This window comes from Aureimonas altamirensis, from assembly GCF_023702225.1.
GTDB lineage: Bacteria > Pseudomonadota > Alphaproteobacteria > Rhizobiales > Rhizobiaceae > Aureimonas > Aureimonas altamirensis_B.
Genome location: NZ_JAMQCO010000007.1, coordinates 20,657 through 41,062, shown reverse-complemented (window position 1 = coordinate 41,062; position 20,406 = coordinate 20,657). Strand labels below are relative to the sequence as shown.

Genomic DNA, 20,406 nt, shown 5'->3' with positions numbered 1-20,406 from the left:
CCCGGCATTCATGAAGGCCTTCGGCCACGACGCCGCGGGCATGAGGGGGTATTTGACGCACATGGAGGACCAGACGACGCTGGCGGGCGCCTCGGCACGATTGCAGAGAGCGTTGGAGCGCCTCGAGCAGGCCAGCGACACGGTCATCGAAAACGGCGCTTCCATGACGGTCGACGAGGAAATCCAGCGCATGACCGCCGATCGCGGCCGCCTTGCGGGGGAACTGGATGCCTGCATGCTCAAGGCCGGACGGCTGGAAGAGGCGAACCGCGAGGTCTCGCGGCGGCTCGTCGCCGCGATGGAGGCGATCCGCCAGGTAATGGAACAGAGGCGCGGCTGACGGGCAAGCCGCGCAGCTTCGTGCGTAACGGGGGATGACGATGCCGCAGATCGTGGTGACCATCGACGGCAAGGCCTATCGCATGGCCTGCGCTGAAGGAGAGGAAGACCATCTCCTCTCGCTTGGCGCGAAGCTGGACGAGCGCGTCGTGGAACTGCGGTCGAGCTTCGGCGAGATCGGTGATCAGCGCCTGACCGTGATGGCCGCCATCATGACGATGGATGAATTGTCCGAAACCCAGGCCCGACTTTCCGCACTGGAATCCGAGATGGCGTCCTTGCGCGAGGCGCAGGAAAAATCGCGAAACGGCCGGGAAGTGCTGATCGAAACCATGAACGGCATGTCGGAGGCCATAGAACGCGTGGCCCTGAAGCTTGAGCGTGCCGGCGAAAAACGCTGACCTTCGTCGAGGCACCCACTGGCAAGGGGCACACGGCGCCGCTATATTGGTGCATGACGGGCTGCGCGGTGCGACAGGGATAACTTTTCCTCGGGGCCTTAGTCATTCCGAAGGGAGCTGTCCCTGCCTTGGTCCGTGGACCGGGGCACACGGCGCCCACCTACTCTGTAGGTTCCCGGGATCGACTTTCTCATCGGCCGAGGTGGCTCGTCACTTCCTCATCTTCTCCCATCCGACAGACGGTGCGCGGCGTGCATCCATCCTTGCGTGAACAGAAGGCGATCGTCCGTGCGCTCGGCCTTCGTCGCCGCGATGCGCTGCCCGCCGGGGCGCGTGCCGCGGCGTCGGCCGCCATCAACGACCGCCTCTTGGCCCTGATCGACGAACGCAGGACAGCTTCGGCCGGAGGCTATCTGCCGATCCGCTCGGAGGTCGATCCGCGAGCGGCCATGATGGCGCTTGCGGCGCGCGGTATACCCGTCGCCGTACCCGCCATCGTAAACGCGGAGCTTGTGTTCCGTCGCCTGGACGGCGCGCAGGACATGGAACGGCAGGGGTTTGGCACCTATGCCCCGGGCGCCGGCGCGGAACAGCTTTATCCAGACCTCTTGATCGTTCCGCTGGCCGCCTTCGACCTGTCGTGCGGGCGCTGCGGCTATGGCAAGGGCTTCTACGACCGGGCCATCGCACGCCTGGCACTTCGCGGTCCGCTCCTGGCGGTCGGCGTCGCCTTCGACGCCCAGCGCATGGACCATGTGCCGATGGAGGCGCATGACCGCGCGCTGGACATGATCGTCACGGAAAGCGCAATACACCGCCCGTCGACAGCACCCGGCCCCTGAAGGCCACGCCGCCCGCCGATGCTTCCGGCCGTGGCGCGGCGAAGACCTGCGCCCAATAGTTTCGGCCGCCCTCCGCCCGGCGCGCGCCGGCAAATCCGATATGGACGATATTGGGATTCAGGAGGTTTTTGCGGTGCCCCGGGGAGCCGATCCAGCCGCGCATGGCTGCTTCGTAATCCGCATAGCCGCGACCGATGTTCTCCGCGGTCGTCGACCATTCGTAGCCGGCCGCCGAGACGCGGCCGGGCAGGCGGCCGCCGGCGGTGTGGCTGAGGCTGTCGGAGGCGGCCATCGCCTCGGCCTGGATGCGGGCGGCCTGCATCAGCCGCCCATCGATGGACAGAGGCGGCAGGCCATTGGAGGCGCGAAAGCGATTGACGCTGGCCAGTGCCGCGCCGTCCGCGATGGGCAGGGGAACGGTAGCCGACCCGCCGGCCATCGGCCCCGCACAGCCGGCAAGGGCGGCGGCACAGCCCGCCAGGACGAAGGCGCGCCGCGACATGCCGGGGGAGGCCGCCGAATCTGTTTCTTTCACGTTGTCTCCTATCTGGCGTACTGGAAGGCAAGAATGACACGAATCGGGCAAGGGGGTGGCATGCGTTTTCTTTTCCTCGGCGACCTGGTGGGGCGCAGCGGCCGCACCGTCGTCCTGGATCGGCTTCCCGGTCTCATCGCGGACTGGAAGCTCGATTTCGTGGTGGTGAACGGCGAAAACGCCGCCGGCGGGTTCGGCGTCACGGAAGACATACTGGAAGCGACGCTGGAAGCCGGCGCCGACGTCATGACGACCGGCAACCATGTGTGGGACCAGCGCGAGGCGCTGGGCTTCGCGGGGCGCTACGATGCCTTCCTGCGGCCGGCCAACTATCCACAGGGCACGCCTGGGCGCGGCAGCGGACTGTTCATTGCCCGCAACGGCGCGCGCATCGTGGTCGCCAACATCATGGGGCGTGTCTTCATGGCGCCCGATCTCGACGATCCTTTCCGATGTGCCGCGGATCTGGTCGAGTCCAGCCCGCTGGGAGAGCAGGCCGACGCCGTGATCGTGGATTTCCATGCCGAGGCCACGAGCGAGAAGCAGGCGATGGGACATTTCCTCGACGGGCGGGCAAGCGTGGTGGTGGGGACGCACACGCATGTGCCGACGGCGGACGCGCAGATCCTGGCTCATGGGACCGCCTACCAGAGCGACGCGGGCATGTGCGGCGACTACGACTCGTCGCTGGGGATGGACAAGGAGGAGCCGCTCAACCGCTTCGTCACCAAGGTGCCGCGCGGTCGCTTCGAGGCGGCGTCCGGCCCCGGCACGCTCTGCGGGCTGGCGGTGGAGATATCGGATCGCACCGGGCTTGCCGAGCGGGTGTCGCCGGTGCGGCTTGGCCCGCGCCTGGCGCAATGCGTGCCGGATTTCTGGTAAGGGGGCCAACTTTACGCGGGCCCCGCGTTTTTTTATATGTCCGCCCAACCCAGTGCATAATCGACAAGAAGCAGGTGCCAAATGGCCGGTCATTCACAATTCAAGAACATCATGCACCGGAAGGGTCGGCAGGATGCCGTCCGCTCCAAACTCTTCTCCAAGCTGGCGCGTGAAATCACCGTGGCGGCCAAGAGCGGTCTGGCCGATGCCGACATGAACCCGCGGCTGCGCCTGGCGATCAATAACGCCAAGGCGCAGTCCATGCCCAAGGACAATATCGAGCGCGCCATCAAGAAGGCCGCCGGCGGCGAGGGCGACAATTACGAGTCCGTCCGCTACGAAGGCTATGGCCCGGCGGGCGTGGCGGTGATCGTCGAGGCATTGACCGACAATCGCAACCGAACCGCCTCGAACGTGCGTTCCTATTTCACCAAATCGGGCGGTGCGCTGGGCGAAACAGGCTCCGTCGCCTTCATGTTCGATCGTGTCGGCGAGATCGTCTATCCGGTTTCGGCAGGCGACGCCGACACCGTCATGGAAGCGGCGATCGAGGCCGGCGCCGACGATGTCCAGTCGGACGAGGACGGCCACCGCATCATCACCGCCTTCGAGGATATCGGCGATGTCGCCAGCGCGCTCGAGGCCTCGCTCGGCGAAGCGGAAAGCGTGAAGGCCATCTGGCGCCCGCAGACCGGCGCGCCGGTCGACGAGGAAAAGGCGCAGTCGATCCTGAAGCTGATCGCCAACCTCGAGGACGACGACGACGTGCAGAACGTCTATGCCAACTTCGAGGTGGACGAAGAGGTTCTGGCGCGCCTGTCGGCCGCATAAGGCAGGGCCGGCTCAGCCGGCCTCTCCCCCCTCGGCCTGCATGGCGGCCTCGGCCGCCGGCACCACCTCTTCCGCCACGATCCGATGAAGCTGCCGCACATAGCCGCTGCGGCCCGAGGGCTGGGACTCGTCCGAGGTGATGGCGATGGTGAGCGCCAGGTCGGGGATGACATAGATCATCTGGCCGCCATAGCCCCAGCCATAGGCGCCGTCATGGCCGGCAAAGCGGGACAGGAACCAGCCATAGCCGTAGGATTCGCCCGTGAAGCGCGATCGGGTGCGCGGCGTCCAGCTTTCGTCGATCCAGTCCTGCGAGACGACGCGCCGGCCTTCCGCATCCAGCCCGCCGCGGCGATAGATTTCACCGAAGGCCAGAAGAGCGCGCGGCGTCATGGCCGTCTGGTTGCCGCCGAGGTCGATGCCCTGCGGATCGCGCTCCCATCCGGAAACGACGGCTCCTGCCGGCGACAGCCATTCCTGCGCCAACTGTCGCGTCGGCTTGCCGCTGGCGCGCGTCAGAATGGCGGACAGAAGATGGGTCGAACCGGTGGAATAGAGCATCGCGCCACCCGGTTCGTCCACGAAGGGGCGGGCCAACGCGTCGGAAACCCAGTTGCGACTGGCGATCCAACCTCCGTAATTGCTGCCCGAGGTTCTCTCCAGCCCGGCCTGCATGGACAGAAGATTGCCGATCGTGACGTCGTCCAGGCGCGGGTCGTGATCGACGGGGAACGAGCCCGACAGAACGGTCGCTATCTTCTGGTCCGGCCCCTCGAGGATGCCCTTGTCCATGGCGATGCCGACGAGAGCGGAGATGACCGATTTGGACGCCGACTTGATATTGGTGGCCCGGTCGGTCCGGTTGCCGCGGAACCCGCGGTCGAGAACGATCTCGCCATTGCGGGCGATCACCACCGTTTCCAGCGGCTGCAGGGCCTCGAAGGCGCCGGACAGATCCGCGATGCCGGGCGACGCCGCCGCCGGCGGCCTGGCCTCGCGCACATCGTCCGGAACGGCATCCTGCGCGCTGGCGGCGAGCGGCGAGCCCAGCATGGCGGCAATGGCGAGGGTGCGTATCGTCAGGGTCATCGGGCGTCGTCCTTCGGCCGGTTCCGACCCGGCATATGTCGCCTGTCGGGCGGCATTGCGACCGGTGCGGCCGATGTTTCTCTTTTGTTCACTCTTGCGCTTTATCGAATCGGCCGATGTGCCTATGAATGGAGAAGATATGGTCCGCCCGAGGCAGGAGAGCGTCATTCGCATCATCGGCATCGATCCGGGGCTGCGTCGTACAGGCTGGGGTGTCGTCGAAACCCTTGGAAACAGCCTTCGCTTCGTGGATTCCGGTACCGTCACCTCCGACAACAGGCTCGATCTCGCATCCCGCCTGCGGCAGCTTCACGACGGCCTGGCCGAGGTGATCCATCGCTTCCGCCCCGAGGAAGCCGCCGTCGAGCACACCTTCGTGAACAAGGATGCGACGGCCACGCTGAAGCTCGGGCAGGCGCGCGGCATCGCCATGCTGGTGCCGGCCCTTGCCGGCCTGCCGGTATCGGAATATGCCCCCAACGCCGTCAAGAAGGCGGTCATCGGTGTCGGCCATGGCGAGAAGACCCAGATCCACATGATGGTCAGGGTACTGATGCCCAAGGCCGTCTTCGATACGGACGATGCCGCCGATGCGCTGGCCATCGCCATATGCCATACGCATCAGCGCCAGTCCGCGACGGCGCGGCTGGCGGCAACGCAAGCGGAACGCGGCAACCGCGTTCCGGCAGGGGGCAGGGTTTGATCGGCAAGCTCAAGGGCACGGTGGACGAGATCGGCGGCGACCATGTGGTGGTGGATGTCCATGGCGTCGGCTATGTCGCGTTCTGCGGCGCGCGGACCTTGTCGAACCTGCCCGGCGCGGGAGAGGCCGTGACCCTGTTCATCGAGACGATCGTGCGCGAGGACATGATCCGTCTGTACGGCTTCTCCAGCGATGCGGAGCGCGGCTGGTTCCGCCTGCTGCAGAACGTGCAGGGCGTCGGGGCCAAGGTGGCCATGGCGGTGCTGAGCACCCTTTCGGCCGGCGACCTGGCCAATGCCGTGGCCCTGCAGGACAAGGCGATGGTGGCACGCGCCCCCGGTGTCGGCCCCAAGGTGGCCGCACGCATCGTCGCGGAGTTGAAGGACAAGGCCCCGGCCTTCGCCACGGCCGGCGATATCGACGGTTTCGCCCTGAAGCGCGACCTCGGCGACGGAGTGGCCGGAGGGGCGGTGTCGGATGCGGTGTCGGCGCTGGTCAATCTGGGCTACGCCCGCGACCAGGCGGCCGGCGCCATCGCGAGCGCCGTACGCGAGGCGGGCGAGGACGCCGAGTCCGCCCGGTTGATCCGCCTCGGCCTCAAGGCGCTCAGCCGATGAGCGACGCCCGGCGCCTCATTACGCCCGACAATCGCGGCGACGAAGACAACACGCTCCGGCCCCAGCGGCTGGAGGACTTCGTCGGGCAGGCGGCAGCGCGCGCCAACCTGAAGGTCTTCATAGAGGCCGCAAAGGCGCGCGGCGAGGCGCTGGACCATGTCCTCTTCGTCGGTCCGCCCGGCCTCGGCAAGACGACCCTGGCGCAGATCATGGCGCGCGAGCTCGGCGTCAACTTCCGCTCTACCAGCGGGCCGGTCATCGCCAAGGCAGGCGACCTGGCCGCGCTTCTGACCAACCTCGAGGAGCGCGACGTGCTCTTCATCGACGAAATCCATCGGCTCAATCCGGCGGTCGAGGAAATCCTCTACCCGGCGATGGAGGATTTCCAGCTCGACCTCATCATCGGCGAGGGGCCGGCCGCCCGCTCGGTGAAGATCGATCTGTCCCGTTTCACCCTCGTCGCTGCGACCACCCGCATCGGCCTTCTGACGACGCCCCTGCGCGACCGGTTCGGCATTCCAGTCCGGCTGAACTTCTATACGGTCGAGGAACTGGAACTCATCGTGCGGCGCGGCGCCCGGCTGATGGGGCTGGAAATGGCCGATGACGGCGCGCGCGAGATCGCCCGGCGGGCCCGCGGTACGCCGCGCATCGCCGGCCGGCTTCTGCGCCGCGTGCGGGATTTCGCCACCATCGCCGATGCCCCCCGCGTGGACCGCCGCGTGGCGGACGAGGCGCTGACCCGCCTGGAGGTGGACAGCCTGGGGCTGGATCCGCTGGACCGGCGCTATCTCGACCTCATCGCGCTCAATTTCGGCGGCGGCCCGGTGGGCATCGAGACGATCGCCGCTGCCCTGTCGGAGCCGCGAGACGCCATCGAGGATATCGTGGAGCCGTATCTCCTGCAGCAGGGCTTCATCCAGCGCACGCCGCGCGGGCGTCTGCTGACGGCCCATGCCTTCCGCCATCTCGGGCTTGCCGTGCCCTCGACCTATCAGGGCGCGCAATCCACCCTGTTCGACGAGCCGGATTCATGAGCGGCGAGGCGGGCGTGCCCGGACTTGCCGGAGAATTGACGCCGGCGGGGCACCGGCTGATGGTGCGCGTCTATTTCGAGGACACGGACTTTTCAGGCGTCGTCTACCATGCCCGTTACCTGCACTTCCTGGAGCGTGGACGCACCGACTACCTGCGTCTTCACGGAATCGGGCACAGGGAATTGATGGATGGCCGCTTCGGTGAGCCGATGGCCTTCGCCGTGCGCCACATGGATATTGATTTCCTGCGCCCCGCACGGATCGACGATATACTGACGGTTGAGACTTCGACCGTGCTTCTCGGCGGGGCGCGCGTGGTGCTGAGCCAGCGGATCAGCCTCGGCGACGCGGTTCTGGTCCAGGCCAGGGTCAAGGTAGCGGTGATTTCGCCGGAGGGCAGGCCGCGCCGCATGCCGGCCGCGGTGGCGCGCCTGCTCGGAGCACCCGAGGGTTGAAAAGCGCGCTTGTAACGCAGCGTTAACCTTAACGAGCCAATAGTCCGCAGGCTGCTTCACACGCCTTTACGCCATTCTTTTACCTGATTCTATGGGTGAAAGGGCGGCTTGGGGGAAGGGGCGGTCGGACGCTTCGTGTCCGCCGCCTCAGGCAATTTTCAAGGAAAGCTCAGCCGCGCCTCGTGCGAGCCGCGGCCATTCGAGGGTCAAAGCACATGAACGAAGTCGCCCAGACGAGCCTTGCCGCGCAGGCTCACGGCGTCGGCCTGATGGACCTGTTCTGGCAGGCCGGCATCATCGTCAAGCTTGTCATGCTCGGGCTTCTTCTCGCTTCCGTCTGGAGTTGGGCGATCATCTTCGACAAGGTGACGCGCTATGCCGCCTTCCGCCGCCAGCTAAACCAGTTCGAAAGCAATTTCTGGTCGGGCCAGTCCCTCGAAGAATTGTATCACACCCTGTCCGACCGCAAGACGACCGGCATGGGCGCGCTGTTCGTGGCCGCCATGCGCGAATGGAAGAAGAGCTTCGAAAAGGGCGCCCGCTCGCCCATCGGCCTCCAGACCCGCATCGAGAAGGCGATGGACGTGTCCATCGCCCGCGAGGTCGAGGGGCTGGAATCCCGCCTGGGCTTCCTCGCCTCGGTCGGCTCTGCCGCGCCTTTCGTGGGGCTGTTCGGCACGGTGGTCGGCATCATGACCTCGTTCCAGGCCATCGCCGCTTCGGAACAGACCAGTCTTGCGGTCGTCGCCCCCGGTATCGCCGAGGCGCTTCTGGCAACCGCCATCGGCCTCGTCGCCGCCATCCCGGCCGTCATCGCCTACAACAAGCTGTCGGCCGATGCCGGCAAGCTGGGTGCGCGCATGGAAGCCTTCGCCGATGAGTTCTCTGCCATCCTTTCGCGGCAGATCGATGAAAAGATGGCGGCGCGCTGAGCGGCACCGGAACGGAGGACGAGCGACATGGCCATTTCCGGAATGCCCTCCGGCTCCAGCCGCGGCAGGCGCGGGCGCGCAAGGCGCGCGCCGATGAGCGAGATCAACATGACGCCGATGGTCGACGTCATGCTGGTGCTGCTGATCATCTTCATGGTGTCCGCCCCGTTGATGACGGTGGGCGTGCCGCTGGACCTGCCCAAGACGCAGGCCCGCGCGCTGAACGCCGATACGCAGCCCATCACCATAGCCATCCAGGCGGATGGCAAGGTCTACATCCAGGAAACGGAAGTCGAGCCCGAGGCGCTCGTGCCGCAACTGCAGGCCATCGCCCAGACAGGCTACGAGGAGCGCATCTTCATCCGCGCCGACCAGGCCGCCGACTATGGCGCCGTCGCACGCGTCATGGCGCGCATATCGGCTGCGGGCTACAGCAATATCGGGCTGGTGACGGCTCAGGAAACGCGGAGCTGAGCGCACCGCGATGAAATCCCTCGCCACATCAGCGGCCCTGCACACAGCCTTGCTGACGGCCATGCTCGTGTCGTTCGGCTCGCCGCGGCCGCTCGATCTGACGCAGGGCGAAGCGTTGCCGGTCTCCGTGGTTCCCATCGAGGAATACAGCCAGGCGGTGCAGGGCGAGGCCGATGCCGAGATGACGGATACGCCTGCCCCGACGCCGACGGAAGCGCCGGAGCGCCTGCCCATGCCGGCCGAGAACGTCGGCAACAACGAGGTGGACCTGGAAAGCGCGCCGCAGCCGGAAGCCGCCCCGCGCGAGACGGTGCAGACGGCTACCGCCGAGGCTCCTCCGCCGCCCGCGCCGCAGCAGCCGGCAGAAGAAACCCCGCCACTGCCGGCCGAGGAGCCGGCGCCAGCGCCCCAGCCCGAGCCGCCCGCAGAGGCCGAGCCGGAGCCGGAACCGGCCCCGGTGGAGGAAGCCGCCGTGGAACCGGCGCCGCAGCCGCCGCAGAACGTCCCGCTGCCGCAGGTGCGCCCGCAGCCGCCGCGCCCGCCGGAGACGCCGCGCCAGCAGCCGACACGCACCGCCGAGGCGCAGCCGCAGCAGCGCGAAACCGCAAACGACACGCGCGAACGCGAGTTCGATGCCGACGAGATCGCCGCGCTTCTGAACCGCGAGCAATCGGCCGGCGGGGGCGCGCGGCGCTCGCAGCAGCAGGCTTCGCTGGGCGGCACCCACACGACGGGCGCGCGGTTGAGCCAGTCCGAATACGATGCCCTGCGCGGCCAGGTCAGCCGCTGCTGGTCGCCACCGTCGGGCGTATCCGATGCCGGCTCCCTGCGCGTTTCGCTGCGGCTGCAACTGGATCAGTCGGGGCAGCTCATCGGCTTGCCCGAGATCATCGAGGGCGGCTCCGGATCGACGGCACAGCGAGTGGCGGCCGAAGCGGCCGTCCGCGCCGTGCGGCGTTGCGCACCCTATTCGCTGCCCGCCGAGAAATACGAGACGTGGAAGGACGTCACCTTCAATTTCGATCCGAGCCAGATGTTCTGAGCGCGCGCATGAGCCGAAACCGCCGCCCAAGCCATCCTACCCGAAATTCTTCCCGGAACCGGAGGGGTCCCGAGTCATGAAATCCATTCTAAAACCGATGCTGGCCATTCTTGCGCTGACCTTGAGCGGGGTGGCCATGACTGCGCCCGCCCGGGCGCAGGTGGAGATCGACATCACGCAGGGCAACGTGCAGCCGCTGCCGATCGCCCTGCCGGCATTCCAGTCGGGCAACCAGCTCGGCCAGCAGATCACCGAAGTCGTCACGGCGGACCTGCGCCGTTCCGGGCTGTTCGCGCCGGTGGCGCCCGCCGCCTTCATCCAGAAGGATGCGGGGCCGGACGCCACGCCGCGCTTCCAGGACTGGACCGTCATCAATGCGCAGGCGCTCGTGGTCGGCCGCGTGACGCCGGAAGCGGACGGACGCCTGCGCGTCGAGTTCCGCCTCTGGGATACCTATGCCGGCCAGCAGCTCGACGGCCAGCAATTCTATGCCAACCCGGACAATTGGCGGCGCATCGCCCATATCATCTCCGACGCCATCTACGAGCGGCTGACCGGCGAGAAGGGCTATTTCGATACCCGCGTCGTGTTCGTCGACGAGACCGGCCCCAAGGACCAGCGCCGCAAGCGCCTTGCCATCATGGACCAGGACGGCGCCAATGTGCGCTACCTGACGCAGGGCAACGACCTGGTGCTGACGCCGCGCTTTTCGCCCAACCGGCAGGAGATCACCTACATGTCGTTCGGGCAGGGCGATCCGCGCGTCTACCTGCTGCAGCTCGAAACGGGCCAGCGCGAGATCGTGGGCAACTTCCCCGGCATGACCTTCTCGCCGCGCTTCTCGCCCGATGGGCAGCGCGTCATCATGAGCCTGCAGCAGGACGGCGCATCGAATATCTATGCGCTGGACCTGCGCTCGCGCGCCACGACCCGGCTGACATCCACCAACGCGATCGACACCTCGCCCTCCTATTCGCCGGACGGCTCCAGGGTGGTGTTCGAAAGCGATCGCGGCGGCCGGCCGCAGATCTACGTGATGGGCGCCGACGGCAGCGGGCAGACGCGCATCTCGTTCGGGCAGGGATCCTACTCCACGCCCGTCTGGTCGCCGCGCGGCGATCTGATCGCCTTCACCAAGCAGACGGGCGGCCAGTTCCAGATCGGCGTGATGCGGCCCGATGGGTCGGGCGAGCGCATCCTGACCTCCGGCTTCCACAATGAGGGGCCGACCTGGGCCCCGAATGGCCGCGTCCTGATGTTCTTCCGCGACGATCGTGGCAGCGGCGGGCCGCAACTCTACTCGATCGACCTGACCGGCCGTAACGAGCAGCGGGTCGCAACGCCGAACTTCGGCTCGGACCCGGCCTGGTCGCCCTCGCTGGAATAGGCCCTGCCATCGGGCGCCGCGTCTTGACGGACGCGGCGTCTTTTTTCATTGACCTTGCGTTAACCCGCTTAGGGTAAATGCAAGATCACCAGAATCGATCAAATTCGAAGGAGTCGGCCATGCGCCGCACAGACAGCCGCGTACCAATGGGCCGGATCGTATTGGCCCTCGTCGCCGCACTCGCTCTTGCCGGTTGCGCCAAGAAGAACCAGGGACTGCCGGACAATGCCGGTGGCCTCGGCCTCGGCGGCGCCGGTGGTTACGGTGCGGGCAGCGCCGCACCGGGCACGCAGCAGGACTTTACCGTCAATGTCGGCGACCGCATCTTCTTCGATACGGACTCCACCTCCATCCGCGCCGATGCCCAGCAGACCCTGGCGCGCCAGGCCCAGTGGCTGAACCGCTACCCGAACTACCAGATCGTGGTGGAAGGCCATGCCGACGAGCGCGGCACGCGTGAGTACAATCTGGCGCTCGGCGCACGCCGCGCCGCCGCCACGCGTGACTACCTCGCGGCGCAAGGGGTGCAGCCGCAGCGCATGCGCACCATCTCCTACGGCAAGGAGCGCCCCGTCGCCGTCTGCGACGACATCTCCTGCTGGTCGCAGAATCGCCGTGCCGTCACCGTGCTGAGCGGCGCCGGAAGCTGATCCGCCTGCCGGCCCACCTGCTGGCGCAGGCGCAACACTCACGCTGAAATGAAGCGGCCCTTGCGGGGCCGCTTCGCGTTTCTGCCGTCCGATGCGCGCAATGCCAAAATTTGGCCGAACTGCCATTCTCCAGAAAGTAAAAGAAGCGTAAAAGCGGCCGTCGCGTATCGGCCGCGACACTTCAGGGGAATTGCCATGACCTCGTCACCCAGGACCCGGCTTTCGGGACTCTCCATTCTGTCGCTCGCCGCCGGCCTCATGACGGTGCAGCCGGCGGCCGCTATCGATATTTTCGGCGGCCAGCGGACGCAGGGCGCGCCCGTCATCATGGCGCAAGCCGGCGATACGTCCGTGCGCCTGTCCCAGATGGAAGACGAAATCCGCCGCCTGACCGGCAAGGTCGAGGAGATGTCGTTTCTGGTGCTGCAGCTGCAGGAGCAGCTTCGCAACGCGCAGGCCGACAACGACATGCGCTTCCAGGATCTGGAGGGCGGCAGCGGCGGCGGTGCCGGCGGTTCGAGCCAGAGCGGCCAGCGCAGCGGTGTCTTGACGACGCCGCCCGCCGGCGGAAGCGGCGATTCCGATTTTGCCGCAGGAACGCCGCCGACATCCTCCGGGGCGCAGATCAGTTCGGCGGGCTCCGACGAGATCGGTTCGATCCTCAGCTCCAGCATCGACGGCGGCGCATTCCAGACCGCACCCACCGGCGGTTCCGATACCGTGGCATCGATCCAGCCGCACACCGAATCCGACCTTTACAGCCTCGGCTACAACTACCTCCTGGCCGGTGATTACGTTCGGGCGGAAGAGACGTTCCGGCAATATACGCAGACCTATCCGAGCGCCGAAAACGCAGGCGACGCGCAGTACTGGCTCGGCGAAAGCCTCTATGCCCAGAAAAAGTATCGCGAGGCCGCGGAAGTGTTCCTGACTGCGCAGAAGCAGCATGGCACCAGCGCCAAGGGGCCCGAAATGCTGCTGAAACTCGGCATGTCGCTTGCCGCGTTGGACAATCGCGATACTGCATGCGCCACCTATGCCGAGGTAGAAAAGCGTTATCCGCAAATGAGCGACAATGTCCGCCGCAAGCTCCAGACGGAAGAGCAGTCATCCCGCTGCAGCTAGGCGACGACAGCCCCGTCGGCGCCCGCGAGGCCGCGGCGCTCTTTGCCTCCACGCCCCATACCGCGGGTGCGGCCAGGCTGGTTCTGGCCGTGTCGGGCGGCGCGGACTCCACCGCGCTCCTGCATCTTGCCGCGATGGCCCGTGCGCATCTGGCCGACCCTGCAATCCATGTCGTGACAGTCGATCACGGCCTTCGGGCCGGGTCCGCCGCAGAGGCACGGACGGTCGAACGCCTGTGCCGCTCCTACGGCCTGCCGCACCGGACCTTGCTCTGGCGTGGCGGCGAAAGCGTCGGCAACCTTTCGGCCGCGGCGCGCGAAGCGCGCTACGACCTTCTGGGCCAGGCCGCGTGGAGCGTGGGTGCGGAAGCCGTCGTGACGGCGCATCATCTGGATGACCAGTTCGAGACCCATCTTCTTGCCAGGGCGAGGGGGGGCGAGGGAGGGGCCCTTGCCGGCATGCGGCCGGTTCGCGCGTTGCGGCCGGGGGTGGTGCTGGCGCGCCCCTTCCTCGGGATTGGCGGCGCGCGGCTGAAGGCAACGCTGGTGCAGGCCGGGATCGCATGGTGCGAAGATCCCACCAACCGGGACATGCACTATGCCCGCGCGCGGCTGCGCGCTGCGTTGAAGGACGGGGCTGTGGACGCGTCGCAGGTGCCTGCCGCCCTGGAGAGGGCCGGTCGGGAGCGGGATGCGCACGACCGCGAGGTGAGATCGGCGATCGCGAACGCCGGCATGACGGTCCGCGACGACGGATCGCTGGACATCGTGACGGCCGAGCTTTCCACGCTTGAACCTGGTATCGGGCGCGCGGCCATCGGCCGGGCCGTCACCGCGGCCGGCGGCGGATTGTACCCGCCACAGGCCGACAAGCTGGCACGGCTGGTCGATGGTCTGGGCGCCGATGAGGGGTGTGCCACGCTGGGTGGGGCATGCGTCCGCTGGCGCAAAGGCCGCGCCACGATCGGCCGCGAATATGGCCGCGGGGGAATCGGCACCGTACCGGTCACGGCCGGGCGGGCCTGGTTCGATCGCCGCTTCGTGGTGTCGGGGCCATTGCCCGGCACGATCGCCGCCCTCGGCGTCCTGGCGCGGGGAAACGCCGCCGAACGCTGCCTGCCCGTGCTGATCTCGCCGACAGGCGAGGCGGTGGCCCGCCATCCGGCGATCCGCCCCTGGCGCGACGGGCCGCCGCACGTGCTGGATACTCAGGAAAGCGTAGGCTGGCGGCTGACGGCCGACCTTTAGAAGTCGATGAAAACACCGAAAATTCAGGGCGAGGATCGATTTTGCCGCAAATCCGCCCTTGCCTGTTGGCAAGCATTTGGCGGATTACTATCTTGACCACTGACGGACTTGCCGTCGTTTCCGGTATCGTCGCGATCGCGGCGGGGCCGCGGCGCACATCCAGGACGGATAATGAATCAGAATTTCCGGAATTTTGCCCTTTGGGCGATCATAGCGCTCCTGCTGATCGCGCTGTTCCAGCTCTTCTCGAACGGCTCGCAGACGGCGGCATCGCGTGAGATCCCCTATTCGCAGTTCCTTTCCGACGTCGAGGGCAATCGCGTTCGCTCGGTGACCATACAGGGGCCGCGCATCACTGGCACCTACACCGACAACACCAACCCGTTCCAGACCTACGCACCCAACGATCCGGAACTGGTCACGCGGCTGCGCGACGCCGGCGTGCAGATCAGCGCCAGCCCGCCGGCCGACAACAGCAACCCCATCTGGTCGATGCTGCTTTCCTTCGGCCCGATCCTGCTGATCCTCGGCGTCTGGATATTCCTGATGCGGCAGATGCAGGGCGGCGCGGGCGGCAAGGCGATGGGCTTCGGCAAGTCCAAGGCAAAGCTTTTGACCGAGGCGCATGGCCGGGTCACCTTCGCCGACGTGGCGGGTGTGGACGAGGCGAAGCAGGACCTGGAAGAGATCGTCGAATTCCTGCGCGAGCCGCAGAAGTTCCAACGCCTCGGCGGCAAGATCCCGCGCGGCGTGCTGCTGGTCGGCCCTCCGGGCACCGGCAAGACGCTGCTCGCCCGCTCCGTCGCCGGCGAAGCGAACGTTCCTTTCTTCACCATTTCCGGCTCCGACTTCGTCGAGATGTTCGTGGGCGTCGGCGCCAGCCGCGTGCGCGACATGTTCGAGCAGGCCAAAAAGAACGCGCCCTGCATCATCTTCATCGACGAGATCGACGCGGTGGGCCGCCATCGCGGCGCGGGTCTCGGCGGTGGCAATGACGAGCGAGAGCAAACCCTGAACCAGCTTCTGGTGGAGATGGACGGTTTCGAGGCGAATGAGGGGATCATCCTGATCGCCGCCACGAACCGCCCGGACGTGCTGGACCCCGCCTTGCTGCGTCCGGGCCGTTTCGACCGTCAGGTCATGGTGCCGAACCCCGATGTCGGTGGCCGCGAGAAGATCCTGAAGGTGCATGTGCGCAACGTGCCGCTGGCGCCCAATGTAGACCTGAAGACGATCGCCCGCGGCACGCCCGGTTTCTCGGGTGCGGACCTGTCCAACCTCGTCAACGAGGCTGCCTTGATGGCGGCGCGCCGTTCCAAGCGGCTGGTGACGATGCTGGAATTCGAGGACGCCAAGGACAAGGTCATGATGGGCGCGGAGCGCCGCTCCATGGCGATGACGGAAGACGAAAAGCGCCTGACAGCCTATCACGAGGCCGGCCATGCCCTGGTCGGTATCTACGAGCCGGGCAACGATCCGCTCCACAAGGTGACGATCATTCCGCGCGGCCGCGCGCTGGGCGTGACGATGAACCTGCCGGAGCGCGATCGCTACGGCATGCGCAAGAACGAGATGGAGGCGCGCCTTGCGATGATCTTCGGCGGACGTGCCGCGGAAGAGATCATCTACGGCCTGGAAAACGTCACGACCGGCGCCTCGAACGACATCCAGCAGGCCACCAACATGGCGCGCGCCATGGTGATGGAGTACGGCATGAGCGACAAGCTGGGCCGGCTTCGCTACCGCCAGAACCAGGAAGAGGTTTTCCTGGGCCATTCGGTGTCGCAGCAGCAGAACATGTCCGAGGAGACGGCGCGGCTGATCGATTCGGAGGTGCGCGGCATCATCGAGGTCGCCGAGAACCGGGCGCGCAAGATCCTCAACGAGCATATCGAGGATCTCCACACGGTGGCCAACGGTCTCCTGGAATACGAGACCTTGTCGGGTGACGAGGTGCGCGACCTTCTGGCAGGCAAGCCGCTGTCCCGCGACATGGGCGACGATACGCCGCCGTCGCGCGGGTCGGCGGTGCCGAAGGCCGGATCCTCCAAGCCGTCCGGCAAGGAAGACGGGCTGGAGCCTCAACCATCCACCTGATCCAGAAGCCTATCCGGATTGTCGAAGTGCCGTATCCTGCAAGGGATGCGGCACTTTCCTTTTGGGGATACGGTCCGACCTTTCCGGGTGATATTCTTTTTTACTTTTTATGGCAGTGTCGGTTGCCCTAGATGCGCGCAACCAGCCAATGGATAGAGACGCATGAGATCTTATTTCGGAACCGATGGCATTCGCGGGCGCGCCAACACGCATCCGATGACGGCCGAGATCGCCATGAAGGTCGGCATGGCCGCCGGCATCGCCTTCAACCGCGGCAGCCATCGGCACCGGGTCGTGATCGGCAAGGATACGCGTCTTTCCGGCTATATGATCGAAAACGCCCTGGTGGCGGGCTTCACCGCCGCCGGCGTCGACGTTTTCCTGGTGGGGCCGATGCCGACGCCCGCCGTCGCCATGCTGACCCGCTCCCTGCGGTGCGATATCGGCGTCATGATCTCCGCCTCGCACAATCCGTTCGAGGACAATGGGATCAAGCTGTTCGGACCAGACGGCTACAAGCTTTCAGACGATCTGGAGCGCCAGATCGAACTTCTGATCGAAGAGGATCTGTCCCGACAATTGGCGACCAGCAGCGACCTCGGCCGCGCAAAGCGCATCGACGGCGTGCATGACCGCTATATCGAATTCGCCAAGCGGACCCTGCCCAAGGACTTCACCCTGGACGGACTGCGCGTTGCCATCGACTGTGCCAACGGCGCGGCCTACAAGGTCGCGCCCGAGGTGCTCTGGGAACTCGGCGCCGAGGTTGTGGCTATCGGCGTGGAGCCGAACGGCGTCAACATCAACCTCAATTGCGGTTCGACCAATCCGGTCGCGCTGTCGGCGAAGGTCCGTGAGGTGCGGGCCGACATCGGGATCGCGCTCGATGGCGACGCCGACCGCGTCCTCGTGGTAGACGAGCATGGCGACATCGTCGACGGCGATCAGCTTATGGCCGTCATTGCCGAATCCTGGGCAGACGAGGGGCGGCTCGCCGCGGGCGGCATCGTGGCCACCATCATGTCGAACCTGGGCCTGGAGCGATTCCTGTCCGGCAAGGGGATCGAGCTGGCGCGCACCAAGGTCGGCGACCGTTATGTCGTGGAGCACATGCGCGAGCATGGGTACAATGTCGGTGGCGAACAGTCGGGACATATCGTGCTGTCCGATTACGGCACCACGGGCGACGGGCTGATCTCGGCGCTGCAGCTGATGGCCGTCATGCGCGGGCGGAACCAGCCCGTCTCCGTGGCCGCACGCAAGTTCGATCCGGTACCGCAGGTCTTGAAGAACGTCCGCTTCGCGGGCGGCAAGCCATTGGAGCGCAGCGACGTGCGGGAAGTCATCGACGCGGGGCGCGTGCGCCTGGGGGGCGGCGGGCGTCTCGTCATCCGGCCGTCGGGCACCGAGCCGCTGATCCGCGTGATGGCGGAGGGCGACGACCTTTCCCTCGTCAATGCCGTGGTGGACGACATCGTCGGGGTACTCAAGCACCAGCAGGCGGCCTGACGCCCAAGGCGAAAGCCTGGCACAGGAAATAGTTAATAAAGTGCGGAAACGACCGCCGGTATTCTTGCCGGCGGATCTCATGGAAGCGCCGAGGCGCCAGAAGTTGGATATCCGCAATGCGTCTGCCGTCCCGTCTCGCCTGTCTGCTCATCGTAACGGTGGCCTTGCCGGCACACGCCAGCGACCTCGTCGACGCGCCCGAGATCACGACCGCCTCCATACAGCCGGACAGCGGCTGGTATGCGCGCATCGATGCGGCCCATTCGCTGGGCAACGGCAGCAAGGGGGCCAGGGTACTGGACCCTGCCGGCGATGCGGGTGGTGGGTATCTTTCGGAATCGGACGATTTCTCCGGCGGCGCCGGCATAGGTTATCGCTTCAACGACATCCTTCGGACCGACGTGACTGCGCGGTACGGCAGATATGATGTCGGTGGAGCCGCCGATATGGACGCCTTCTGCGGTGTCGGCTGCCGGCTCGACATGGCCGGACGGCGAGACGTCGTCGACCTCGATGCGAATCTCTATGCCGATCTGGGCACGATCATGGGCGTGACGCCCTATGTCGGAGCAGGGGTCGGAGCCAGCCACATATCGTACGAGGCCGTCGCGGCGGGTCTTTGCGCCGGCGACGCCTGCACCGGAGCCACCGATATCGCTGAGCGGGACGGCTGGCGCGCCAGCTATTCGCTGATGGCCGGCGCGGCCTATGCCCTTTCAGGCACGATCTCGCTCGATGCCGGCTATCGCTATACCCATACCGGCGGTGGTGATGCATTCGAGGCTGGATTTTCCGGTCGCGATCTCCTGGTTCAGGACAAGGGCACGGATCGTCACCTCGTCACGCTGGGGCTGCGTTTCCGGTTGCCATGAGAGGCATGCACAAGCTGGCCATGAAATACGAAGGATGACTCTTTTGCCGCTTGACTGCGGATTGCGGCACGGATAGCACCGTCAGTGGGACACGCCTCCCCAACGAGGCGCTTCTATCTGAAAGGGTAGCATATGGCTCCGCTTGCCAAACCCGCCGTTCGCACGGCAAATCCTCGATTCTCGTCTGGCCCTTGCGCCAAGCGCCCCGGCTGGACGCTGGATGCGCTCTCCGATGCTGCGCTGGGTCGCTCGCATCGCGCCAAGCTCGGCAAGGCCAAGCTTCTCAAGGCCATCGAAGACACCCGCGATATTCTGGGCGTTCCGGCCGACTACCGTATCGGCATCGTGCCCGCATCCGACACGGGCGCCGTCGAGATGGCGCTCTGGTCGCTTCTCGGCGCACGGCCCGTCGACATGCTGGCCTGGGAAAGCTTCGGCTCCGGCTGGGTGACCGATGTCGTCAAGCAGCTCAAGCTTCCGGACGCCCGCGTCCTCGAAGCGCCCTACGGCGAGATCGTCGATTTCGCCACCGTCGATTTCGACAAAGACGTCGTCTTTACCTGGAACGGCACGACATCGGGTGTGCGCGTGCCCGACGGCGACGCCATCCCGGCCGATCGCCAGGGGCTGACCATCTGCGACGCAACGTCCGCCGCCTTCGCGCAGGACCTGCCTTTCGAAAAGCTCGATGTCGTCACCTTCTCCTGGCAGAAGGTTCTGGGCGGCGAGGGCGCGCACGGCATGCTGATCCTCAGCCCGCGCGCCGTCGAGCGCCTTTTGAATTACAAGCCGGCCTGGCCGCTTCCCAAGATCTTCCGCCTAACGTCGGGCGGCAAGCTCAGCGAGGGCATCTTCAAGGGCGAGACGATCAACACACCTTCAATGCTGTGCGTGGAGGATTATCTCGACGCTCTCAACTGGGCGCGGACCATCGGTGGCCTGCCGGCCTTGAAGGCGCGGGCCGACGCCAATCTGAAGGCGATCGAACGCTTCGTCGATACGCACGCATGGATCGATTTCCTGGCGCGCGATCCGGCAACGCGTTCCAACACGTCGGTCTGCCTGTGCTTCACGGCGCCGGAGATCGTCGCGCTTCCGAAAGAGGCCCAGGACGCTTTCGCCAAGGGCGTCGCCGCGCAACTGGAAAAAGAGGGCGTCGCCCTGGATATCGGCGCCTATCGCGATGCCCCTCCGGGGTTGCGCATCTGGGCGGGGGCCACGGTGGAGCTTGCCGATATCGAGGCGCTTCTGCCTTGGATCGCCTATGCCTACGAGGCGCAGAAAGCGACGCTGGCCGAGGCGGCCTGATCCGACCGGGCGTCCGCCAGCGGACGCCCGGC

22 protein-coding genes and 1 other RNA gene are annotated in these 20,406 nt (G+C 66.4%); 21 read left to right on the top strand and 2 right to left on the bottom strand.

What is annotated here, in order from left to right; all coding sequences use genetic code 11:
* Nucleotides 1-61: 61 nt before the first annotated feature.
* The 4 genes from NDN16_RS12565 to NDN16_RS12550 all read left to right on the top strand — a co-directional run bounded on the left by NDN16_RS12565 (nt 62) and on the right by NDN16_RS12550 (nt 1,582).
* Nucleotides 62-340, top strand: a complete 279-nt coding sequence (locus NDN16_RS12565) for a DUF4164 family protein (protein WP_060600495.1) — start codon at nt 62-64, stop codon at nt 338-340.
* Between the two features lie 40 nt (nt 341-380).
* Nucleotides 381-740 (top strand): cell division protein ZapA, encoded by a 360-nt coding sequence (locus tag NDN16_RS12560; RefSeq protein ID WP_251113932.1) that lies wholly within the window; start codon nt 381-383, stop codon nt 738-740.
* 55 nt (nt 741-795) lie between these two features.
* Nucleotides 796-953, top strand: a non-coding RNA gene (gene ssrS, locus NDN16_RS12555) — 6S RNA.
* A gap of 50 nt (nt 954-1,003) precedes the next feature.
* The gene (locus tag NDN16_RS12550; protein ID WP_251113931.1) at nt 1,004-1,582 is read left to right on the top strand and encodes a 5-formyltetrahydrofolate cyclo-ligase; all 579 of its coding nucleotides are present in this window, start codon (nt 1,004-1,006) and stop codon (nt 1,580-1,582) included.
* Here the strand turns inward: NDN16_RS12550 and NDN16_RS12545 are convergent.
* Nucleotides 1,536-2,117, bottom strand: coding sequence for a CAP domain-containing protein (locus tag NDN16_RS12545; protein ID WP_251113930.1), 582 nt, complete (start codon nt 2,115-2,117; stop codon nt 1,536-1,538). The genes NDN16_RS12550 and NDN16_RS12545 overlap by 47 nt on opposite strands.
* A gap of 60 nt (nt 2,118-2,177) precedes the next feature.
* On the opposite strand from NDN16_RS12545, the gene NDN16_RS12540 reads away from it, so the two are divergent.
* Together NDN16_RS12540 and NDN16_RS12535 are read left to right on the top strand one after the other, a co-directional pair.
* Entirely contained in the window at nt 2,178-2,999 is an 822-nt protein-coding gene (locus tag NDN16_RS12540; protein ID WP_251113929.1) for a TIGR00282 family metallophosphoesterase, read from the top strand.
* Nucleotides 3,000-3,080: 81 nt separating this feature from the next.
* On the top strand, nt 3,081-3,830 hold the full coding sequence (locus NDN16_RS12535) for a YebC/PmpR family DNA-binding transcriptional regulator (RefSeq protein WP_251113928.1): 750 nt from the start codon (nt 3,081-3,083) through the stop codon (nt 3,828-3,830).
* 12 nt (nt 3,831-3,842) lie between these two features.
* On the opposite strand, the gene NDN16_RS12530 is transcribed toward NDN16_RS12535, so the two are convergent.
* On the bottom strand, nt 3,843-4,919 hold the full coding sequence (locus tag NDN16_RS12530) for a serine hydrolase domain-containing protein (protein WP_251113927.1): 1,077 nt from the start codon (nt 4,917-4,919) through the stop codon (nt 3,843-3,845).
* 139 nt (nt 4,920-5,058) lie between these two features.
* Here NDN16_RS12530 and ruvC point away from each other — a divergent pair, with 139 nt between their 5' ends.
* The 15 genes from ruvC to NDN16_RS12455 all read left to right on the top strand — a co-directional run bounded on the left by ruvC (nt 5,059) and on the right by NDN16_RS12455 (nt 20,374).
* Nucleotides 5,059-5,622 carry a crossover junction endodeoxyribonuclease RuvC gene (gene ruvC / locus NDN16_RS12525; protein ID WP_251113926.1) on the top strand — a complete coding sequence of 188 codons (564 nt, stop codon included), beginning with the start codon at nt 5,059-5,061 and terminating at the stop codon, nt 5,620-5,622.
* On the top strand, nt 5,619-6,239 hold the full coding sequence (ruvA, locus tag NDN16_RS12520) for a Holliday junction branch migration protein RuvA (RefSeq protein WP_251113925.1): 621 nt from the start codon (nt 5,619-5,621) through the stop codon (nt 6,237-6,239). Before ruvC ends, ruvA begins: the two co-directional genes overlap by 4 nt.
* The gene (gene ruvB, locus NDN16_RS12515; RefSeq protein WP_251113924.1) at nt 6,236-7,276 is read left to right on the top strand and encodes a Holliday junction branch migration DNA helicase RuvB; all 1,041 of its coding nucleotides are present in this window, start codon (nt 6,236-6,238) and stop codon (nt 7,274-7,276) included. The genes ruvA and ruvB overlap by 4 nt, the downstream gene beginning before the upstream one ends.
* Complete coding sequence (gene ybgC, locus NDN16_RS12510; protein WP_251113923.1) at nt 7,273-7,731, top strand: tol-pal system-associated acyl-CoA thioesterase; 459 nt, start codon at nt 7,273-7,275, stop codon at nt 7,729-7,731. Before ruvB ends, ybgC begins: the two co-directional genes overlap by 4 nt.
* Before the next feature lie 215 nt (nt 7,732-7,946).
* Complete coding sequence (gene tolQ, locus NDN16_RS12505; protein WP_251113922.1) at nt 7,947-8,663, top strand: protein TolQ; 717 nt, start codon at nt 7,947-7,949, stop codon at nt 8,661-8,663.
* Nucleotides 8,664-8,690: 27 nt separating this feature from the next.
* The gene (gene tolR, locus NDN16_RS12500; RefSeq protein WP_251113921.1) at nt 8,691-9,137 is read left to right on the top strand and encodes a protein TolR; all 447 of its coding nucleotides are present in this window, start codon (nt 8,691-8,693) and stop codon (nt 9,135-9,137) included.
* Nucleotides 9,138-9,147: 10 nt separating this feature from the next.
* The gene (locus NDN16_RS12495; RefSeq protein ID WP_251113920.1) at nt 9,148-10,179 is read left to right on the top strand and encodes a hypothetical protein; all 1,032 of its coding nucleotides are present in this window, start codon (nt 9,148-9,150) and stop codon (nt 10,177-10,179) included.
* Between the two features lie 97 nt (nt 10,180-10,276).
* A complete protein-coding gene (tolB, locus tag NDN16_RS12490) occupies nt 10,277-11,566 on the top strand; it encodes a Tol-Pal system beta propeller repeat protein TolB (protein ID WP_435301102.1) in 1,290 nt (429 codons plus the stop codon).
* Nucleotides 11,567-11,685: 119 nt separating this feature from the next.
* Entirely contained in the window at nt 11,686-12,216 is a 531-nt protein-coding gene (gene pal, locus NDN16_RS12485) for a peptidoglycan-associated lipoprotein Pal (protein WP_039191830.1), read from the top strand.
* Between the two features lie 195 nt (nt 12,217-12,411).
* On the top strand, nt 12,412-13,341 hold the full coding sequence (gene ybgF / locus NDN16_RS12480; RefSeq protein ID WP_251113918.1) for a tol-pal system protein YbgF: 930 nt from the start codon (nt 12,412-12,414) through the stop codon (nt 13,339-13,341).
* Nucleotides 13,242-14,588 carry a tRNA lysidine(34) synthetase TilS gene (tilS, locus tag NDN16_RS12475; RefSeq protein ID WP_285292651.1) on the top strand — a complete coding sequence of 449 codons (1,347 nt, stop codon included), beginning with the start codon at nt 13,242-13,244 and terminating at the stop codon, nt 14,586-14,588. The genes ybgF and tilS overlap by 100 nt, the downstream gene beginning before the upstream one ends.
* A gap of 171 nt (nt 14,589-14,759) precedes the next feature.
* Nucleotides 14,760-16,685: an ATP-dependent zinc metalloprotease FtsH gene (gene ftsH, locus NDN16_RS12470; protein ID WP_251113916.1), complete on the top strand. Its 1,926-nt coding sequence runs from the start codon at nt 14,760-14,762 to the stop codon at nt 16,683-16,685.
* Nucleotides 16,686-16,847: 162 nt separating this feature from the next.
* Complete coding sequence (gene glmM / locus NDN16_RS12465) at nt 16,848-18,194, top strand: phosphoglucosamine mutase (protein ID WP_251113915.1); 1,347 nt, start codon at nt 16,848-16,850, stop codon at nt 18,192-18,194.
* A gap of 116 nt (nt 18,195-18,310) precedes the next feature.
* Entirely contained in the window at nt 18,311-19,066 is a 756-nt protein-coding gene (locus NDN16_RS12460; protein ID WP_251113914.1) for an outer membrane protein, read from the top strand.
* Nucleotides 19,067-19,198: 132 nt separating this feature from the next.
* A complete protein-coding gene (locus NDN16_RS12455) occupies nt 19,199-20,374 on the top strand; it encodes a phosphoserine transaminase (RefSeq protein WP_251113913.1) in 1,176 nt (391 codons plus the stop codon).
* Nucleotides 20,375-20,406 lie beyond the last annotated feature (32 nt).